This is a genomic window from Autumnicola edwardsiae, assembly GCF_031846505.1.
GTDB classification, from domain to species: Bacteria; Bacteroidota; Bacteroidia; order Flavobacteriales; family Flavobacteriaceae; genus Autumnicola; species Autumnicola edwardsiae.
In genome coordinates this window covers 19,301-39,010 of record NZ_JAVRHP010000010.1, presented here as the reverse complement: position 1 = coordinate 39,010, position 19,710 = coordinate 19,301, and the positions used below count along the sequence as shown (strand labels likewise).

The window sequence follows — 19,710 nt, the reverse complement described above, 5'->3', positions numbered from 1 at the left end:
AAAAGGTGGTTTGTTACAAGCCACCTTTTTTGTGTTCAAGAAAACTAATGCTTTTATTTAGGAAACTCTGATTATAAAATTGACATTATTTATATTCAATCTTGGCACAATTGCTGCTTCATTAGTAGCAAATACTCTGAAAAACAGCAAAATAACATTTATTTACTTCCGCAGAAAATCATATTATAGCTGCAAAATTTTTGACTGTGACAGACTGAAATGACAACTATGAAGACGAAAAAGCTTAGCCTGATTACCGCCCTTTTTGCAATATTCCTTACCTCCTGTTCTAAAGACGATGAAGTTTTGGACCAGGAATTTACCAGTACAAATCCCGAAGATGAAGAAATAGTTGAAACCGGGGAGCTGGAAGTACAGGAGTTTATCTATAAAGGTATGAATAACATCTACTTATATAAAGAAGATGTGCCGGAATTAGGTGATGAATATTTTGCCACAACTACTGAAAAAAATGATTTCCTTGAAGATTTTAATGCTCCGGAAAACCTTTTTGCCGGCGTCAAATCTTACAGGGACCGGTTCAGTTTTATAACTGATGATTATAATGAACTGGAGGAAAGCTTCAGAGGAATTACAAGTAGTACCGCCGGAATGAAATTTGGCCTGGGCCGTATAAGCGGTTCCAATAACATCTTTGGCTTTCTTCAATACGTGATTCCCGGAACTTCTGCGGCAGACGCCGGACTTACCCGAGGAACCATTTTTACTGAGATCGACGGACAAAAGATGACTCTTAACAACTTCCAGGAATTGATGGAGGCGGAATCCTTTAGTATCAAAATTGCCAAAATTGAAGATGGATATCTTCAACCTTCTGATGAGCGTGTTACATTAGAAAATTTTTCCTACACTTCCAACCCCGTACAATTGGTGAAAACCCTCGATGTTGAAGGTAAAAAGGTAGGTTACCTTATGTACAACTCTTTTATTGCCGATTTTGACGAAGAATTAAACGCAGCCTTTGCACAATTAAAAAGTGAAGGAGTTACAGACCTTGTCCTGGATCTTCGTTACAATGGTGGTGGCTCGGTAGAATCTGCCATAGACCTTGCCAGTATGATTACCGGGCAATTCCAGGGAAAAATGTTTATGAAGGAACAATGGAACGAAGAGTACCAGGAATATTACGAGGCCAATAATTCTGAAAGGCTTGTAAACAGGTTTAACGGTAAAATAAGGACCGGCGAAGCCATTAACAGCCTTAACCTTTCCAAGGTTTATGTACTTACCTCTAACAGTACCGCCTCTGCCAGCGAACTTGTGATAAATGGTCTGGAGCCTTACATAGATGTGGTACAAATTGGGGAGAAGACAACCGGAAAATTTCAGGCTTCGGTGACGCTATATGATAGTCCGAATTTTCAGAAGGAAGGCGCAAACGAAAATCACACCTACGCCATCCAACCACTCGTATTTAAGTCTGCCAATGCTGAAGGAAAATCAGATTATGAAGATGGACTGGTTCCCGATATAACCTACTCGGAAAAGGTTAGCAACCTTGGAACCCTTGGTGATCCTTCCGAACCTTTACTCCAGGCGGCGTTAAATCATCTTCTTGGTAAAGCCCAGATTGCTCATAAAAAGGGGAATGAAAACCTCCGGAAGGTAGGCGAAAGCGGAATGTACAATGCCGGATATCAAAAAATGTATCTCGACGCTGTACCGGAAGTTTTACTGAAAAGAGCTGAAGAGAAAAACCAATAGTTACCGTTGAAAAATAAAAATCGCCTCGGCTGTAAGAAACAGAGAAAAAGCTGTTTTACAACGGCCCGGGGCTTTCATTCTTTGTCCTCAGATTTTTGTGCTACTCATTAAAACCGTAATTTGAAATCAGATCCGGAAGGACGAAAATTGCCAATTAAACACTAACAGTAATGTTTTATATTAGTTTTGGATGGGGTGCCGGATTTGCAATAATCATGGGTTTAGTCCTGCTTGTTGTAATTATTTATACCATTGTAAAAGTCAGAAAGCAGGCTCATAAAGCTGAAGCCGCAGAAAAAAGGAAAAAAGAAAATCCTTCAAAAAGAATGGAGAAATAATATATGAACAACTCCGGTCGTTGTCCTGTATTATTACAACAAAACCAACTCCTACCCTGCCATAAGCACCTCGTTAAAACGAATAACATTATCTGTCCCCTTCTTCCGTAGATAACTGCTTATAATCTGGTGGGTATGGAAGGTGGATTCCTGAAGTTTAAGAAAGGGCTCGTAATCATGAAAATTCTGAATTTGCACCTCAGCATCTACAAATCCGTAACCATAATATCGACCTTCTTTGATCAACACAAAAGCCTGTTCATCTTTATGTCTCCCCTTCTCTTTGATAACATACGTCTCTTTTTCGTTTTTGAGGGAAGTAATCGCTGCTTCCACTTTCGCATTGTAGTCTTCAACAGATTCTGATCCATCACAAACACCTTCACAATTCCTGATGCGGTAATGGGAACATTGGCTCACATTGGATTGAAGCGTGCAGTACTTAGGACATAAATTGAAATTCTCACAAAGCTTTTCCAGCATTTCCTGGGCCAGGGCACGATTATAGAAAGTGGCTGCAGAATCATGGATCTGCTTTGTCCTGCCTATGGCGAGCTGTATTATTCCGCGTTGATTCCTGTAATTTATGATCTGGTAGGTATACGTGGGGCGCTTTTGAGCCCGATTAAATTTTGGATATTTTTTCCTGATATAATCAGATTCCAGGAGGAGTGCCAACAGTTCGTTTCCGGTAGTTTCAAAATCTATATAAGAGGTTTCCTGCCCAAGTTGATATTCTTTTGTTTTCTTGTCATAAAAGTGGGACCAGACACGCTTTTTAATGTTTTTCGCCTTTCCGGCATAGATAATTTCATGCTGTTTATCCTTAAACAGATAAATTCCGGGGGTTTCTGGTAAATCTTCAATTTGCTCTGCAGAAAGATGCGGTGGTAAGGTCGCATTTTTGGAATGTGGATGTAAAAAAGAAGATAACACCTCTCCGCCTTCATCCAAATCAAGTAACCTTTGGAACAAAATTACGGTTGCATCGGTATCTCCTTCAGCTCTGTGCCTGTTGTTCAACGGAATATTGATCGAGCTGCACAACTTTCCGAGACTGTAGGAAAAAAGTCCGGGAATAAGTTTTCGGGACAGGCGGACGGTACATAGTTTCTTTCGTGTAAAATTCCTGCCAAGCGCCTTAAATTCATTCCGAAGCACATTGTAGTCAAAATTCACGTTATGGGCCACAAAAACAGCACCTTTAGTAAATTCCTCAATAGCATCTGCCACCTCATGAAATTTTGGTGCATCCTCAAGCAGCTCATTATCAATACCCGTAAGGGAAGTAATGTAATTGGGAATAATCTTTTCAGGATTAATAAGCGTAGTATACTTATCCAGGATTTCTGAACCCTGCAGCAATACAATACAAATTTCGGTAAGCCGGTTACCACTTATACCACCGCCGGTGGTTTCCACGTCTATTACAGCAAATTTTCTATCTTTCATCCAGACAAATATACAAAATTTAGGAATATTTCCTACAATTGGAATAAATCCAATTTTTTCAAATCCTGGGTTTGAATAAAATCATCAATTTTTCGGATAAAACGAACGGCAGATGCCGAAATTTGGCAATTTTCGATCTCCTATTATAAAGAGAGCCACTAAATCTTCAGAAAAAACGAAATTTACCTTTAAAATCCTTCCGAAGAGACAATTTTTCACGAAATAAAGCAGCTTTTATGGCTACTTCTGAAGAAAAAACTACTTCAGAAGCTAAAAAAGGTCGAAAATTGCCATTTTAGGATCCAGATCTTTTAATTTATCCGGAAGATGAAAATTTCATATTCCTTCGTGTTCTTCAATTTAAGGTCGGGATTAAAATTTGCCAGTTATCGACCTTCAGTTAAGATTAATGAAACGATTTTTACAGAAAACATTTTAACTTTACATAAAAAGCAAAAAATGCAATTACACCTTTACCAGATAGATGCTTTTACAAACGAGCTTTTCTCGGGAAACCCTGCCTGTGTCGTCCCTTTGTCCAGGTGGCCGGCAGATGATTTACTGCTGAAGATCGCAAAGGAAAATGCCGTTGCAGAAACTGCTTTTTTTGTAGATAATGGTTTGAGGATCCAGCTAAGATGGTTTACTCCTGAAGCAGAAATAGATCTTTGCGGCCACGCTACACTTGCAACCGCGCATGCGCTTAAGGAGATACGCGGTTACACCAGGAAAACAATTTTGTTTGACACAAAAAGCGGAGAACTTGAAGTGAAAATTGAAGATTCACACTACACGCTTAATTTCCCGTCCCGTAAACCTTCCCCTACTCCTCTGCCTTCGCTGCTGCGCGATTCCATAAATATACAGCCGCAGGAAACATTAAAAGCCCGCGATTTTGTTTTAGTTTATCCTCATGAAGAAGACATCAAGAATATTCAGATTGACCGTTTAAAATTTGACAAACTGGAGCTTGGCCCCGGCGGGGTGATCTTTACTGCGCCGGGCAAAAGCTGCGATTTTGTTTCCAGGTTTTTTACCCCGGGTGCTTCAGTTTTTGAAGATCCTGTTACAGGATCTGCACACTGCTCGCTTATCCCTTATTGGAGTAAAAAATTCAGTAAAACCGAAATGAAAGCTAATCAAATTTCAGAACGTGGCGGTAAACTCTTCTGTAAAAACAATGGTGACCGCGTTGCTATTAGCGGCAATGCCAGGACGTATTCCATAGGAAAATTGTGGACAGAATAGATTGTTGAACTTCACCATTTCTTCAGAAAAACCACAACTTTTTATCTTCATCTTAAATACTGCCGATAATTGCCATTTTAGAAGCGGGACCTTTTTATGGCCGTAATTGTTCATAAAATTTTATATGTTGGCAGATTTTTATCCGGATTTTTATTTTTTTTGATAGTTTGAAAAAGCATTAAAACCTATCTTCGTCGGCATGTTTTTTAGATCAAAATCCCGCTTTCAAAAATATTTCCTGGTTTGTTTTGTGACCAGTCTTTTAATTTCTAACCCTTTTAAAGGAAGCGCCCAGCTTATTCCCGGGACCCAAACCGAAAAACAGGAAGCTCCCACACCAGAGTGGGCGGCAGATCCTCTTGGCAGGCGTACTCCCAGGGGAACTGTTAGCGGTTTTATAAACGCAGTTTCTGAAAGGAACTACTCCAGGGCTAGTGAATATCTTAACCTGGAGCAAATTACCAGTGAACAGGAAGGAGAAAAACTTGCAGCAAGCCTGCAGAAATTGCTGGACCGCGGTGGGAATATTATGCCCTATTCCTGGATTAGTAATGAAAATAGCGGTAGTGAAGAAGAAAATTTACCTGCCAATGTGGACCAGGTGGGAACGGTCATTGCCGGCGGTGAAGAAATCCAGCTATATGTTGAATCAACAGAAGGCCCCGATGGTGGCCCTATCTGGTTATTTGCTTCTGAAACCATGCAGACTATTGCAGGTATAACTATTAGGGATACCCTGCTTCTGGAAAGAATAATGCCCGATGTTTTGCACGATAATCTTTGGGGTGGAGTCCCTGTTGGACAATGGATTGCAGCCGTTCTTTTGGCTGTCTTTGCTTACCTGCTTGCATGGAGTATTGTTTTTACAATTCGCTTTATAATCGGCAGAACCTGGAAAAAAGCACAAACAGAACCTACCTCGCATATTATCAAAGCACTGGCATTACCTGTACGGCTCTATCTTGCAGTGTTGCTTTTTGTAATCATCTCCCAAAGTATTGGAATTTCAATTATACTAAGGCAGAAGTTCAGCGGAATAACGCTTATTATTGGCTTGCTTGCATTTCTAATCCTGCTTTGGAGCCTTACCGAATTTATTGGCTCTTTTAGTAAACAGCGAATGAGCCACCGCGGAAATGTCTCTGGGGTTTCTGTTGTTCTTTTCCTGCAGCGGGCCGCAAAAGTAGCTATAGTGATCTTTGGCATAATTGCCATTTTAGGATCTGTTGGTGTAGATGTTACCACAGGACTTGCCGCACTGGGTATTGGTGGTATAGCATTGGCACTGGGTGCACAAAAAACAATAGAAAACTTTGTTGGGAGCGTCACGGTTATTGCAGATCAACCTGTACGGGTCGGCGATTTTTGTAAGGTGGGTGATACCGTTGGCACTGTAGAAAAAATAGGGATGCGTTCTACCCGCATCCGCACCCTGGCCAGAACTGTAGTGACTATTCCAAACGGACAATTTTCTTCAGAAAATATTGAAAATTACGCCCATAGAGATCGGTTTTGGTTTCATACTGTCCTAAGTCTACGGTACGAAACCACGCCAGACCAGATTAGGTACCTCCTGGTAGAATTACGATCGGTGCTTTATGCGCATCCTATGGTTTCTCCAGATCCGGCAAGGGTACGTTTTATAGAACTGGGTGCAGATTCTATAAACCTTGAAGTTTTCGCTTATGTTACCGTAAAGACTTTTGATGAATTCCTTGAGGTGAGAGAAGATTTGCTTTTACAGCTTATGGATGTTGTTGGAGAAAGCGGTACCGGCTTTGCCTTTCCTTCCCAAACAATTTACTTTGGCCGGGATGAAGGTTTATCTAAAGAAAAATCGAGAAATGCAGAAGAAAAAGTCAGGAAATGGAAAGAAGAAGGAGCACTTCAAATTCCCACTTTTGACCCCGGTAGGATTGAACAGATCAAGGACAAAACGCCTTATCCTCCGGAAGGCTCGACGAAAAGAAACAATGCCGGAACAGGAAAAATTCCTGGGTTGTGAGAAATTCTTTTTTTCTTCCGAAGGAATTGCGACAAAATTTTTATAGAATCTGTATTCTGCTTTAGCCCGGTATGGTGTACCGGCAGATAGAGGGACAAAAATTGCCATTTTTAGGATAGCACCAAATCATCGCAATTTTAAATACCTCTGAATAAAACAAATAGTATATTTGTTGATTTTTTGAAAGACATTTATTAATATGACCTTCCCCGAAATATTAGCTATTCTTTTTGGCGTCCTGGCGCTTATACCAACAATCGCTTCCCTTACAACTTTTGATCAATGGTGGGTTAGAGGTTTCGACTTTCCCAGATTACAGATTAGTGTCTTTATTCTGGCTGTTATTAGCTACTCCCTGTACATTTATTCCTTTGAAGATACGTGGGAAATCATAATTACATCGTTGCTCTTCTTCAGTTTTATCTATCAGGCAATAAAAATATATCCATACACGGTATTTGCCAGGAAACAGGTGGTAAAATCCTTACCTAACGATGAGAATAACCTTATTTCCATCCTGGTAAGCAATGTTCTTACAAGCAATAAAAATTATCATCTTCTCATTTCTCACATTCGGGATTTAGAACCAGATATCGTCCTCACGTTGGAGAGCGATGAGGTTTGGGAAAAAGAGCTGGAGGTTATAGAAAAGGATTATCCGCACACCATTAAGATTCCGCAGGATAATCTCTACGGAATGCACCTTTATTCCAGGCTGGAGCTTGAAGAAATAGAGGTTAAATATATTATTTCTGAAGAAATTCCTTCCATTCATGGCTGGGTAAGGTTAAGAAGCGGGAAAAGGGTGAAAATTCATTGTTTACATCCAAAACCCCCAAGCCCTTCTGAAGATCCTAATTCCACCAACCGTGATGCCGAGCTTTTACTTGTTGGAAGAGAGGTTAAAGGGAATGATCAAACCACCTTAGTATTTGGTGATCTTAATGACGTTGCCTGGTCGAGAACCACAAGGCTTTTCCAGAACCTTAGCGGACTTCTGGACCCGCGAATAGGAAGAGGTTTTTACAATACTTTCCACACGGGATATCCTGTTTTTCGCTGGCCGCTGGACCATGTTTTTCACACTGCAGATTTTTCACTAATCACCATAAAAAGGCTTAAAAGTGTGGGATCTGACCATTTTCCAATCTTTATTCGTCTTAGTTATGAATCTTATGCCGAAGATGTCCAGGAAAAGCCTGAGAGAGCAGATGAGGAAGAAAAAGAATGGGCCGAGGAAAAGATTGAAAAAGCTAACCCAATGGTGCGGAACTTATAATCTTACGGCTCAAAATTCTGAAGACATTTTGCGGTAGCTTATTTCCAACAGAACTTCTAAAAAATTAATACCTTTAAGAAGCTAACTTCAGCTTAAAAATGTCTGAAAAGAAAATATTTTCCTTATCCAGTCTTAGCAGGTCCATTGAAAAAGTGATCCATACCCACTGCAACAAGATTGTATGGATAAAAGCCGAAATAGTAAAACTTAATCATTATCCCAAAAGCGGCCACTGCTATCCCACGCTGGTTGAAAAGAAGAACGGAAAGGTGATCGCAGAAATGCGTGGCAACATTTGGGCTTCCCACTTTGAAAAGATAAATACAAAATTTAAAGCTGTTCTTAAGGAAGAAATCAAAAACGACATGACGGTAGTGATACAGGGCGCTGTCACGTACCATCCAACTCATGGCCTCGCCCTCAACATTATCGATATTGATCCTGAATATACTTTGGGTGAACTTGCCAGGGAAAAGGCAGAGACTATAGAAAGACTCAAAGCAGAAAATATTTTTGCTGAAAATCAAAATTTAAGCCTTCCTGATCTTCCAAAAACCATTGCTGTAATTTCTGTAGAAACCAGTAAAGGATATCAGGATTTTCTGGATGTGATCGATAAAAATCCGTGGGGCTACAAATTTCACCACCTTCTTTTCCCGGCAATTTTACAGGGGGAACGTTCTGTAAAAATGATCCTTGAGCAACTGGAAAATATCAGGAAATATCAGGAAACATTTGATGCTGTTGCAATTATTCGTGGTGGCGGTGGCGAAATAGGCCTAAGCTCATTCGATAATTACCTGCTGGCAAAAAGAATTGCGACTTTCCCACTGCCAGTTTTAACAGGAATAGGGCATGCCAGTAATGAAACCGTAAGCGAACTGGTAAGCTATCAAGGCTTTATTACTCCTACCAAAATTGCGGAATTCCTGCTTCAAAAATACCACGATTTTGCAATGCCGTTAAAGGAGGCGGAACAGAAAATCCAGAATCATACCGCGTGGTTATTCAAAGATAAAAAGAACAACCTCAAGGAGACTGCGAGGCTGTTTTCTTCATTTATCCAGCGCTCCCTGGATCATTCCAAAGCAGAATTGAACCAGTATGTTTTTCAGCTTAAAAATTTTTCCAGGGTAACTATCGAAGAACAGAAAATCAATCTCCTTCAAACACAAAAGGGAATAGCCGCCCTTGCTCAAAAGCCAATTACCGAAGAGCGGAGAAACCTGAAATTCACGCAGGAAAAAATAAACATGCTGTCTCCCGAAAATATTCTGAAAAGAGGTTTCAGCATCACGCGCCAAAACGGAAAAATTATTCGCAATACTGAAGAACTTGAACCTGAAATTTTGCTGGAGACGCAGCTGTATTCCGGTAAAATTATAAGCCGAATAGAAAGATCAACCAAAAAGCCTGAAAATGACTGAAAATATAGATTACACCAGTGCCAATGCCGAATTGCAGGAAATCGTTTCTGAAATGGAAAATTCAGAAATTAGTATAGATGAACTGGATATTAAAATAAAACGTGCTTCAGAACTTCTGAAAATCTGTAAAGACAAACTTTTTAAAACAGAAAAAAACGTTCAGGAGGTACTGGAAGAGATTAGAAACTATTCCATTGGCAACGCGAAATAATCTTTTAAATTTGCCCACCTTCAGAAATTACAAATGAATCCTAACGAATTAAGAACGGTCACCGTTACAAGATATATCACTCCTTTGCGTGAAGGCGGCTCCTTACCTGCCCTTGCTGAAGCTGACGACGATTTTAAATATGTGCTGAAGTTTAAAGGGGCGGGACACGGCGGAAAAGCCCTTATTGCCGAACTGCTGGGAGGTGAGATTGCCAGGGCACTGGGTTTTAAAGTGCCGGAACTGGTTTTCGCAAATCTGCACGAAGCCTTTGGAAGAACTGAAGGAGACGAGGAAATTCAGGACCTTCTAAAAGCAAGTCAGGGACTAAACCTTGCACTTCATTTTCTTTCCGGCGCCATCAATTTTGACCCTGTTGTAACCAAAGTAGATCCTTTGCTCGCTTCAAAAATTGTATGGCTGGATGCGTTTATTACCAATGTAGACCGTAGCTACCGCAATACAAATATGCTTATCTGGCACAAGGAATTATGGCTTATTGATCATGGCGCGTCCTTTTATTTTCACCATTCCTGGACTAATATGGAGAAAAGTGCAAAGACTCCTTTTAACCTTATAAAAGATCACGTTTTATTGCCGCAAGCGTCAAAACTGGAGGAAGTAAACCGGGAATGCAAAGCCATTCTTACTGAAGAAAAAATAAGGAATATTGTAAATCTTATTCCGGTAGAATGGCTCGAATGGGAAGGCGCAGAAGAAAGTCCGGAGGAGATAAGAGAAACCTACGCCCGGTTTTTATTAATAAGGCTGGAAAATTCAGAAGTATTTATAAAAGAAGCAAAAAATGCAAGATAGGCACTTATATGAATATGCTGTAATAAGGGTTTTGCCTAAGGTGGAAAGGGAGGAATTCCTGAATGTGGGGATCATCTTCTTTTGTAAAAGAGAAAAATTTCTGAAAGTTATCTACAAACTCGACGAATCCCGTTTAAAATGTCTTTCGGAAGATATTGACTTTGACCAGATTGAAAAGAATCTGGAATCCTTAAAGAAAATAAGCGAAGGCGCAAAAGACGGCGGACCTATAGCGCAACAGGACGTGCCCTCCCGCTTCCGTTGGCTTACCGCGGTACGCAGTTCTGTAATCCAAACTTCCCGACCTCATCCCGGGATGTGCAGTGAACTGGATGGTACATTTCAGCGGCTTTTCAGAGAAATGGTGCTTTAGATAAGACCTCACGAGGTTTTTAAAACCTGTGAGATCTGGTCGTTTGAAGCTCAACAAATTGAACTTATTTTTGAATTCGTGACACAAAAAATTAAAGATCGATAAATGTCAATTTTATGGCATCACCAAATTGGAAAGAAAATGAAGTACAAGTACTTTTGATTACTGAAATTTAGCATTTTCAACATATGGCATAACCGGCAGTTGCGGATTTGGCAGTCCCAATTTCAGGTTAGTTTACAAATTTTTTTCGTTATCCCAAACAATTGCGGTTATTTAGGTTTTTAGCAAGCATTTCTGAAATTCTGTTATGCCGTCTGCAACAAATTAATTCCAGAAAGTTCCTGCCCGATTTGGTGAATTCCATTTAATATCTTTTCAGTTTGTTTCGCTGAAGGTTTCTTGGTCCCTGAAACATACTGAGAAAGTAAGGTAGTGTTCATTCCAATTTTTTCGGCCAGGAATTTTGCGTTAATCACTTTGTAATATTTGAAAAATTGCTGAAAATCAATTTCAAATTTAATGTCGTTGGGTTCTACCTTTACCTTTTCTTCCTCAAAGTAAAACCCGGTGGCCTCGTAAGTATTATTTATCAATTCGGGAATAGATTGTCCAGTCGTGAAGATTGGATATTCGTTTGAAAATGCTGAAAATCCCGTATCGGTTTTTTCCACTGTCATAATGATTTTTTTCTTCTTAGTCATAACCCTATCTTTTAATTCCAGCGTCTTTTAATATTTTACTTTCCAGTCCCTTACCCATTTCCTGGCTTCCGTGATTTGGAAAAATAATCGTTCCCTTCTTTGTATTGTGTCGCATTTTCACATGCGAACCCTTTTGCGATACTGCATACCAACCGTCATTTGCCAGTATTCGATAAAGTTGGGAACATTTCATTTAGAATCACCATATTTTCCAGATCCTAAAGGTAAACTATAATTTACTTTTTTCAAACAAAAATTTTTTGATTTGACCCTTTCAGCATCTTTAACAACTTTTCCAAAATCCGTAACAAGTCTAAACCCAAACCGGAATATTTTCAACTTCAGGCCTCGTAAAAGCTATTCTGTAATTTCCGGCTCCAAAACCTCCCAAACATTCTGCGCCAGGATTTTCTGACCTTCAGCGGTTGGGTGTATCCCGTCCTGCTGATTCAATTCCGGGTTACCTGCTACGTCTTCAAGCAAAAACGGAATAAGTGCTACGTTATTCTCTTCTGCCAGTTCAGGGAAAATATTCCTGAATTCCGCAGCATATTCCTGCCCTAAGTTTGGTGGGATCTGCATTCCTGCGAGGATAATTTTGATATCCGGATTCTCTTTCCGAACGATATCTATTATCGCCTGCAGGTTTCTCCTGGTTTCTTCCAGTGGCACTCCGCGCAAACCATCATTGGCACCTAGTTCCAGAATAAATACATCAACATTTTGATTCAGCACCCAATCGATACGGTTTCGGCCACCGGCAGTGGTTTCCCCGCTCAATCCCGCATTTATCACTTCATAATTAAGATCTAAAGAATCAATTTTTTCCTGAATCAAGGCTGGAAATGCTTCATTGGGATCTAAACCCATACCGGCCGTAAGGCTGTTTCCGAAGAAAAGAATGGTTTTAGTTTCATCTTCAACAGTAGCAATCTTTTCAGAAGAAATCTCCTCCTCTACTTCATTCTCCTTTTCTTTTTGGGCAGCATCCCCACAGGAAATAAAAGAAAGGAAAAAAAACATCGAACAAATCAGCATCAAGTTTCTCATAGCAGGGGTATTAAATCGAAATCATTTCTTTATTTTGTGATTCTCGAAAAGAAAATAAAGATGGCAAAAATTTTAGAAGTGCACAACCTGGTAAAAAGCTATTCCAGCGGATCAAAAAACCTCACTGTATTGCATGATATTAGTTTTGACATAAAAGAACGTGAAACTTTTGCCATCGTTGGTCCTTCCGGAAGCGGAAAAACCACTTTACTTGGCCTTTGTGCGGGACTGGACAGAGCAGATTCGGGTAATATAACCCTTTGCGGGACAAGTTTAAATTCGCTTAATGAAGATGAAAGGGCTCTGCTTCGAAACATGAATATTGGTTTTGTTTTTCAGGATTTTCAATTGCTGCCAACCCTTACTGCATTGGAAAATGTTGCTGTACCTCTGGAACTCCGGGGTGCAAAAAATGCTGCTGAAAAAGGAAAAGAACTTTTAGAAAAAGTGGGACTCGGAGATCGTTTTAATCACTATCCCTCACAACTTTCTGGTGGGGAACAACAACGGGTAGCGGTAGCCAGGGCTTTTTCCAACGAACCAAAGATCCTTTTTGCAGATGAACCTACGGGAAATCTGGATGCCGAAACCGGCGCAAAGGTAGAGCAATTACTTTTTGAGCTTAACAGGGAAGCAGGAACCACGCTGGTAATCGTTACTCACGACCTGGAACTGGCACAGAAAACTGAGCATGTTCTTAAACTAAAAGGCGGAAAAATTGTTGAAAAAGAAAATTCAGCAATATGAGCAACGAAGAGAACAGTAATCCTAAAAAACCAGGTTTTAGCTGGATTGCAAAAATGTCCTGGCGTGACGGCAAAGCCAGCGGAAAGAAATTAAGCCTGTTTATGGCTTCTATTGTACTGGGAATCGCTGCTGTAGTTTCCATACAGTCTTTTGGCGAAACGCTGAAAGAAAATATCGCGTTGCAGTCCAAATCACTTATGGGCGCCGACTTTATAATTGATAGTGATAATCCTATAAACGAACGGGTAACCGGAATTATAGATTCTCTGGGTGGCGCAGATGGTCGCGAAATTAGCTTTGCGTCTATGGCTGCTTTTCCCGAAAATCAGGGTACTAAACTAGTGCAGGTACGCGGAATTGAAGGTGGTTTCCCCTACTACGGAATAGTGGAAACAGAACCCCAATCTGCTGGAAACGCATACCAGGAAGAAGATGCTGCTTTAGTTGATGAAACCCTGATGCTTCAGCTGGGGATTGCAATTGGGGATAGTATAAAAATTGGTAATGTGAGTTTGCCTATTTCAGGTGCTTTAAAATCTGTGCCTGGCAGCACTTCCCTTTTTAGTTCTGTGGCACCGCCTGTACTTATTCCGTATAAATACATTAGTGAAACCGGGCTGGTACAAACCGGAAGCCGTATAGATTATAAATACTACTTCGTGGCGCCACAAGCCGACATGGAGAAACTGGACGATGAGCTGGATCCTATTCTTGACGAAAACGACGCCGACCTGGACACGCATACTTCCACTAGTGAGCGGCTGGGGCGGCGGTACGAGAACTTTGGGAAATTTCTAAACCTCGTGGCTTTTATAGCACTACTACTGGGATGTGTGGGAATTGCCAGTGCGATAAATATCTATATCAAAGGAAAACTGCGTGCCGTTGCCATTCTTAAATGCCTGGGAGCTACCAAGAGACAAACCTTTCTTATTTACCTTGTACAAATTGCCGCAATGGGACTTTTAGGCGGAATTATTGGTACTGCCGCAGGTCTCCTGCTTCAGCAACTTTTTCCATTATTCTTACAGGATCTATTACCTGTAGATGTAGAGATGGCATTTTCGGTACAGGTAATAGTTATGGGTATTCTCCTCGGAATATTTATGTCGGTATTATTCGCGCTATATCCTTTGATGAGCACGTTGTACGTATCGCCTTTACAGGCTTTGCGGGTACAGGCTGAAGGGGCATCAAAATCGGGAAAAGCAGGGATTTTAGTAGGTCTCGGGATCTTCCTGTTTATTTTCCTTTTTTCATACTGGCTATTGGAGGACTGGCGCTATTCCCTTGCTTTTGTAGCAGGTATTATTGTCACTTTTTCTATCCTGGCGGGTATTGCACACCTGTTTATGAGGGGAATAAAGAAATTTTTTCCCACTTCCTGGGGTTTTGTCCCAAGACAGAGCTTGCTTAACCTTTTTAGACCACAAAACCAGACGCTTACGCTCATTTTAGCCATTGGAGTGGGTACTTTTCTTATCAGCACACTCTACTTCAGCAAAGATCTCCTGCTGGCACAGGCCACTTTAGAATCACAAGCTGAGAGTCCGAATATTATTCTGCTGGATGTTCAGAGTGAACAAAGAGAGGCCGTCAAAAAGGCAATTATCGGCAATGAGCTTGAGGTATTGAGCGATATCCCCATAGTAACAATGAGGGTACAAAGCATCAATGGAAGATCTGTAAACGAAATAAGGGAAGATACCACTTCCCGTGTGAATGGTTGGGTGCTGCACCACGAATTCCGGGTGACGTACCGCGATTCTCTTATTGCTTCAGAAATGCTGGAGCAGGGCGAATGGATTTCCACAGCATCTTCCCGGGATGGGCCGGTGCCAATTTCCATTAGCGATAATTTTGCTGAAGACGCCAAAGTTAGTGTTGGGGATGAACTCACATTTAATGTCCAGGGCGTAATTCTACCGGTTGTTGTTAAAAATGTTCGTACGGTAGATTGGGCGCGGATGCAGCTAAACTTCTCTATTGTTTTTCCTGAAGGTGTCCTGGAAGACGCCCCCCAATTCAGGGTGCTCACTACAAAAGCTGACAATCAAAATGCTTCAGCAGCATTGCAGCAGGAACTTGTTCAGAATTTTCCAAATGTCACGGTAATTGATTTAAGGCAGGTGCTGAGTGTGATCGAAAATATTCTGGATAAAATCTCCTGGCTCATCAATTTTATGGCATTCTTTAGTATTCTTACCGGAATTATTGTGTTGCTGGGCGCTGTAAGAACCAGCAAATATCAAAGAATAAGGGAAAGTGTTCTTTTAAGGACAATAGGTGCTAAAAACAGCCAGATCCTGAAGATCACAGCGCTGGAATATTTGTACCTCGGAATTTTAGGAAGTTTGTCAGGGATTATTTTATCCTTAGTGAGCAGCCAGCTACTCGCCTACTTCCTTTTTGAATCCCCTTTTACTCCTTCATGGATTCCGTTTTTAATCTTGTTTCCGGGAATTACTTTACTGGTACTTATTATTGGGGTTGGCAATAGCTTAAGCGTGATAAAGAGTCCGCCGCTGGAAGTGCTTCGGAAAGAAGTACGATAACTGGCATTTTTCGGGCCTGGCTTAGATTTAGGAAAAAATGCGTTGCACTGCGTAATCCTGAAATAAAGATAAAGACCTTTAAAAGGAAGCATTTTAAAACTGAAGAAGTTATAATCAAATCATTTGTCCAACTCTGCCAGTAAATCCTGAATATCCAGATTCCGGGTGTACATTCTAATTGAACCATCGGGCTTCTTTGGCCATTCGTCTCGTGGCCGGTCCCAGTACAGCTCTACTCCGTTGCCATCGGGATCGTCCATATATAAAGCTTCAGAAACGCCGTGGTCTGCCCCGCCAGTTAGCTTATAATCAGCTTCCAGAAGGCGTTTCAGCATTGCAGCGAGATCTTTTCTAGCAGGATACACGATGGCCGTATGAAAAAGTCCGACTCCATTTTTGGAAGCTGCTGGTGCATCTTTACTGTTCCAGGTATTAAGGGCGATGTGGTGGTGATAACCCCCGGCAGAAAGAAAAACGGCCTGGTCTCCCATTCTTTCTGTAATTTCAAATCCCAGAAGATCATGATAAAAAGTAAGCGCATTATCTATGTTGGAAACCTTCAGATGAATATGACCAATCCGTGTTTGAGCAGGTATTTTATATTTTTCATTCATCTTTCCAAGTTAATAATTTCAGAAATAGCTTCCGAAGAGGTCTTTCCTCAGCATAAAAAATTCTGCAAAAAAAACTCCGGATCCAAAAAGCATCCGGAGCAATGAAATTTTTTAAAACAAAAGGGCTATTTATTCAACCCGCTTTTTATATATCCTGCAAACTCCAATGTTCTTTTGGTCTGATGTTTTATAGCCTTGTGGATAGCCTCGTTCAGGTTATCTGTTCCACCCTTAGAACTTACCCCATATGGGTTACCTCCTGCTCCAAACATCACTTCATCTGTATATGCCGGTGGTACTGCAATAGCACCCCAGTGAAACATGGTTTTGTATAAAGCGAGAAGCGTACTTTCCTGTCCACCATGTGGATTTTGAGCACTTGTCATTCCGCTCACGACTTTGTTTGCCAGCTTCCCCTGGAACCATAATCCGCCCGTCATATCAAAATACGATTGCACCTGTGATGGCAAACTTCCATAACGGGTTGGTGAACTAAAAATAATAGCATCTGCCCATTCCAGGTCGTCCACAGAGGCCGTTGGAACGTCCTTCGTTTCTTCAACATGTTTCTTCCAGTCTTCATTTTGGTTTATCGCTTCCTGCGGCGCTGTTTCCTTTACTTTAAGAAACTTTACTTCAGCTGCCCCCGCTTCCTTTCCGGCTTCGGCTGCCCATTTTGCCATTTGATGGTTTGTCCCTGTAGAACTGTAATAAATCACAGCAAGTTTAACGTCTTTCATAACTTGTTTTTTTGGTTTAAAGTCCTTTAAAATAAGGTTAATATCACAAAAATTTGATAAACAAATTATAAAATATATAAAGCAATTTTTTCTCCAGGAAAAGATTTCAAATGACCTAAAGCAATTTATTGTTGAACAGGCTGAATAAAATAATACCGAATCCTCAATGGAGAAATGAATTCAGACTATTTGAAATAGAAACAGAAGAAGATTATTTCTTCCGCATCATATTTATTAATTTCGCCGAAATTTTCAAAAGCCATGATGAAAATCGCCCGGAGAATAGCATTTTTTCTTTTTATAGTTCTGCATTTCTCCTTTCTGATGGTTAATTTTTATCACGATTCCAATCTTTTTCTCTGGACAGGGCTGCTTTTAATAATCTCCGTTTTAATTGGTGTTGCCTATTTCAAGGCTCCGCGGGAAGATGAAGAACATTTTTTTGAAGATCTCTATACTATTGTTTTTGTGGTTATTGGTGCCGGCATCACATTTTTTCTAAACCAGAAAATACCAATGGGGCCGGTGCTTGCCGCGGGAATCACCGGAACTATTGCCTCCTTTATTCCGGATTTTTTTCGCCGAAAAAACAATTTTATAAAGGAAATTCCTGCTGCTATCTATTGTGGGGCTTTTTTGGGAATGACAGGTCCGGCGGTAAGCGAGAGCTGGATGTTCATTATTCCTGCAGCCGTTATCTCGGGAGTTTTCTACATTTTTTCAAAAAATATTTTTCAGGGCTACGGTGGCAAATTAGGTTCAGTCGCTTTTGGCGGAGTAGTAATAACCTCATCAATTTTATTCTTTTTTTCCGCATGAACACCTTCATTATATTACTAACAGGAGCGGCCGGGGCCACATTAACATACCTGGCCAACCACCGCTTCAGGATGGGTGCGGTAAGAGCTTCTGCCCTGCTCTCCCTGGTGGTGGCTTTAATTTTCTATGTATTTCCCAACCTTCTTTCTTCCTATCTTACAATACATATTCCCCTGGTATTTATGGGCAGTAGTTTTATAGGAATGGTTTCAAGAAAAGTGATGGGGAATATTGTACTACTTGTTATTTCGGGAGTTATTTTTTCTTTGATTTACCTAAATTCAGGTCAGTTTTTCGCCGGTTTTGGAGGCGCTTTGGGAACAACTGCCTGTATTTCCGTTTTAGTTTCTGCAGGCCTTGCTTCAATCCAGAAAAGCAGGCCAATTAAAAAATTTAGACAGTTTAGAAAAAGAAGAAAAGATTAGTATTCGTGAAAAGACATATGCTGATAAGCCGTCTGTAGATTTTGCCATTTTTGCTGAAGTGGCTCACCTTTTTCCAGAACCTTCATGCCCAACTTCGGAATAATTGCCGCTACAGAGTGATAGCAGAATTCTGATAGTTGTAAACCAATGCTGGATACTTCTTTTTCTAAAGGATCTTTTCCGTCGAGATGATTCTCCCAGCTTTTTTCCAGTTTTTGATAAAAAGCTTCGGTTAATCCTGATTTCTGTTCTGAAAATTCTCCAATTTTTCTTGCTACATATTTATAGCGATCCGGCTGAAACTGTTGCCAAAGCTCCTTTTTCTCTTCGAGTAATCCTGAAATTGAATTCCACACCGCCTCACTTATCCCACAAACCACCGGCACAAAACAGGCTCTGGCAAATAGCATAAAAGGATAAGTCGCAAGCGGATAAGATGATTCTCGTGGTTTTTCTAAAAGATTAAAAAAACATGAAGAAGGAATTTCCGCCTCTTCCAGAATAATAGAATGGCTGCAGGTAAGCGGCAGACCTACTGCATTCCAGTCGGGGTCGATATTTACCAATTTTCGAGGCACAACAAATGCCGAAATCTCGCCCTCCTTTCTTGTTACAGCGGTGTACATAGAAGCCTGTTCGCTGCCGCTGCAATAGCTCCACTTTCCGCTAACTTTATATTTCCCGTTGTTCAACTTAATCGCTTCCCCAAAAGGTTTTCCGCTACCCGCAACCAGCGCATCTTTCGGACTAAAATATTTTTCGGCAGTTTCAGTATGCATATAATCTGCAAAATACGCCCCTCCCACTCCTATTGCCAGCAGCCATCCCCAATTTCCGTCCAAAGCAGCAGCATTTTCTATCCATTTGCTGCCTTCAGGTAAAGGAAGTGCGAGTCCGTTATAGGGTTTCCCCAGGAACATTTTAAATAACCCGGCATGGTAATGTGCCGCTAAAGCTTCAGCATTTAATTTACCCTGGGGTCTTTCATTTTCCCTTCTGAAGAAAAAGGAAAACGCATGCTGATTGTCCTTTATCCATTTTTTATCTGAAGTTTTTATGGCTTCAATTGCCTTCTCCCACATGAGATATTCATTTTTCATTTTGTAAAATGCTAAGGAATAAAAAAATAGAAACACTTTGCTCAGGAATTATCAAAACCTTACTAAAAGTCCAGAAGCGTACCAA

At 40.7% G+C, this 19,710-nt stretch carries 20 protein-coding genes; 13 read left to right on the top strand and 7 right to left on the bottom strand.

Annotated features, from left to right (window positions below):
* Positions 1-228 precede the first annotated feature (228 nt).
* Complete coding sequence (locus RM529_RS03515; RefSeq protein WP_311483371.1) at positions 229-1,725, top strand: GFO_1087 family putative carboxy terminal peptidase; 1,497 nt, start codon at positions 229-231, stop codon at positions 1,723-1,725.
* A 170-nt stretch (positions 1,726-1,895) separates the two neighbouring features.
* Positions 1,896-2,063 (top strand): hypothetical protein, encoded by a 168-nt coding sequence (locus tag RM529_RS03510; RefSeq protein ID WP_311483370.1) that lies wholly within the window; start codon positions 1,896-1,898, stop codon positions 2,061-2,063.
* A gap of 51 nt (positions 2,064-2,114) precedes the next feature.
* On the opposite strand, the gene RM529_RS03505 is transcribed toward RM529_RS03510, so the two are convergent.
* Complete coding sequence (locus RM529_RS03505; RefSeq protein ID WP_311483369.1) at positions 2,115-3,515, bottom strand: exonuclease domain-containing protein; 1,401 nt, start codon at positions 3,513-3,515, stop codon at positions 2,115-2,117.
* Positions 3,516-3,974: 459 nt separating this feature from the next.
* Between RM529_RS03505 and RM529_RS03500 the strand changes: the two genes are divergently transcribed.
* The 7 genes from RM529_RS03500 (at position 3,975) to RM529_RS03470 (ending at position 10,871) form a co-directional block, all read left to right on the top strand.
* Positions 3,975-4,763 carry a PhzF family phenazine biosynthesis protein gene (locus RM529_RS03500; protein WP_311483368.1) on the top strand — a complete coding sequence of 263 codons (789 nt, stop codon included), beginning with the start codon at positions 3,975-3,977 and terminating at the stop codon, positions 4,761-4,763.
* A 199-nt stretch (positions 4,764-4,962) separates the two neighbouring features.
* The gene (locus RM529_RS03495; protein ID WP_311483367.1) at positions 4,963-6,768 is read left to right on the top strand and encodes a mechanosensitive ion channel family protein; all 1,806 of its coding nucleotides are present in this window, start codon (positions 4,963-4,965) and stop codon (positions 6,766-6,768) included.
* Positions 6,769-6,967: 199 nt separating this feature from the next.
* On the top strand, positions 6,968-8,047 hold the full coding sequence (locus tag RM529_RS03490) for an endonuclease/exonuclease/phosphatase family protein (RefSeq protein WP_311483366.1): 1,080 nt from the start codon (positions 6,968-6,970) through the stop codon (positions 8,045-8,047).
* Between the two features lie 98 nt (positions 8,048-8,145).
* Positions 8,146-9,474, top strand: coding sequence for an exodeoxyribonuclease VII large subunit (gene xseA / locus RM529_RS03485; protein WP_311483365.1), 1,329 nt, complete (start codon positions 8,146-8,148; stop codon positions 9,472-9,474).
* The gene (gene xseB, locus RM529_RS03480) at positions 9,467-9,685 is read left to right on the top strand and encodes an exodeoxyribonuclease VII small subunit (RefSeq protein ID WP_311483364.1); all 219 of its coding nucleotides are present in this window, start codon (positions 9,467-9,469) and stop codon (positions 9,683-9,685) included. Before xseA ends, xseB begins: the two co-directional genes overlap by 8 nt.
* 33 nt (positions 9,686-9,718) lie before the next feature.
* Positions 9,719-10,498 carry a HipA family kinase gene (locus tag RM529_RS03475; RefSeq protein WP_311483363.1) on the top strand — a complete coding sequence of 260 codons (780 nt, stop codon included), beginning with the start codon at positions 9,719-9,721 and terminating at the stop codon, positions 10,496-10,498.
* Positions 10,488-10,871: a DUF3037 domain-containing protein gene (locus tag RM529_RS03470; RefSeq protein ID WP_311483362.1), complete on the top strand. Its 384-nt coding sequence runs from the start codon at positions 10,488-10,490 to the stop codon at positions 10,869-10,871. The genes RM529_RS03475 and RM529_RS03470 overlap by 11 nt, the downstream gene beginning before the upstream one ends.
* A gap of 308 nt (positions 10,872-11,179) precedes the next feature.
* Here the strand turns inward: RM529_RS03470 and RM529_RS03465 are convergent, their stop codons facing one another.
* From RM529_RS03465 to RM529_RS03455, 3 genes are all read right to left on the bottom strand, one after another.
* A complete protein-coding gene (locus RM529_RS03465; protein ID WP_311483361.1) occupies positions 11,180-11,575 on the bottom strand; it encodes a helix-turn-helix domain-containing protein in 396 nt (131 codons plus the stop codon).
* A gap of 4 nt (positions 11,576-11,579) precedes the next feature.
* Complete coding sequence (locus RM529_RS03460; protein WP_311483360.1) at positions 11,580-11,768, bottom strand: type II toxin-antitoxin system HicA family toxin; 189 nt, start codon at positions 11,766-11,768, stop codon at positions 11,580-11,582.
* Between the two features lie 164 nt (positions 11,769-11,932).
* On the bottom strand, positions 11,933-12,625 hold the full coding sequence (locus tag RM529_RS03455; RefSeq protein WP_311483359.1) for an arylesterase: 693 nt from the start codon (positions 12,623-12,625) through the stop codon (positions 11,933-11,935).
* 60 nt (positions 12,626-12,685) lie between these two features.
* Here RM529_RS03455 and RM529_RS03450 point away from each other — a divergent pair, with 60 nt between their 5' ends.
* Together RM529_RS03450 and RM529_RS03445 are read left to right on the top strand one after the other, a co-directional pair.
* Positions 12,686-13,372: an ABC transporter ATP-binding protein gene (locus RM529_RS03450; protein ID WP_311483358.1), complete on the top strand. Its 687-nt coding sequence runs from the start codon at positions 12,686-12,688 to the stop codon at positions 13,370-13,372.
* On the top strand, positions 13,369-15,927 hold the full coding sequence (locus tag RM529_RS03445; protein WP_311483357.1) for an ABC transporter permease: 2,559 nt from the start codon (positions 13,369-13,371) through the stop codon (positions 15,925-15,927). Before RM529_RS03450 ends, RM529_RS03445 begins: the two co-directional genes overlap by 4 nt.
* Positions 15,928-16,046: 119 nt before the next feature.
* On the opposite strand, the gene RM529_RS03440 is transcribed toward RM529_RS03445, so the two are convergent.
* The gene (locus RM529_RS03440; protein ID WP_311483356.1) at positions 16,047-16,541 is read right to left on the bottom strand and encodes a VOC family protein; all 495 of its coding nucleotides are present in this window, start codon (positions 16,539-16,541) and stop codon (positions 16,047-16,049) included.
* Positions 16,542-16,666: 125 nt separating this feature from the next.
* On the bottom strand, positions 16,667-17,281 hold the full coding sequence (wrbA, locus tag RM529_RS03435; protein WP_311483355.1) for an NAD(P)H:quinone oxidoreductase: 615 nt from the start codon (positions 17,279-17,281) through the stop codon (positions 16,667-16,669).
* A 261-nt stretch (positions 17,282-17,542) separates the two neighbouring features.
* On the opposite strand from wrbA, the gene RM529_RS03430 reads away from it, so the two are divergent.
* Positions 17,543-18,100: a hypothetical protein gene (locus tag RM529_RS03430; RefSeq protein ID WP_311483354.1), complete on the top strand. Its 558-nt coding sequence runs from the start codon at positions 17,543-17,545 to the stop codon at positions 18,098-18,100.
* A complete protein-coding gene (locus tag RM529_RS03425) occupies positions 18,097-18,525 on the top strand; it encodes a hypothetical protein (RefSeq protein ID WP_311483353.1) in 429 nt (142 codons plus the stop codon). Before RM529_RS03430 ends, RM529_RS03425 begins: the two co-directional genes overlap by 4 nt.
* Here RM529_RS03425 and RM529_RS03420 read toward each other — a convergent pair.
* Positions 18,522-19,625, bottom strand: coding sequence for an acyl-CoA dehydrogenase family protein (locus tag RM529_RS03420; RefSeq protein ID WP_311483352.1), 1,104 nt, complete (start codon positions 19,623-19,625; stop codon positions 18,522-18,524). The genes RM529_RS03425 and RM529_RS03420 overlap by 4 nt on opposite strands.
* Positions 19,626-19,710: the final 85 nt, after the last annotated feature.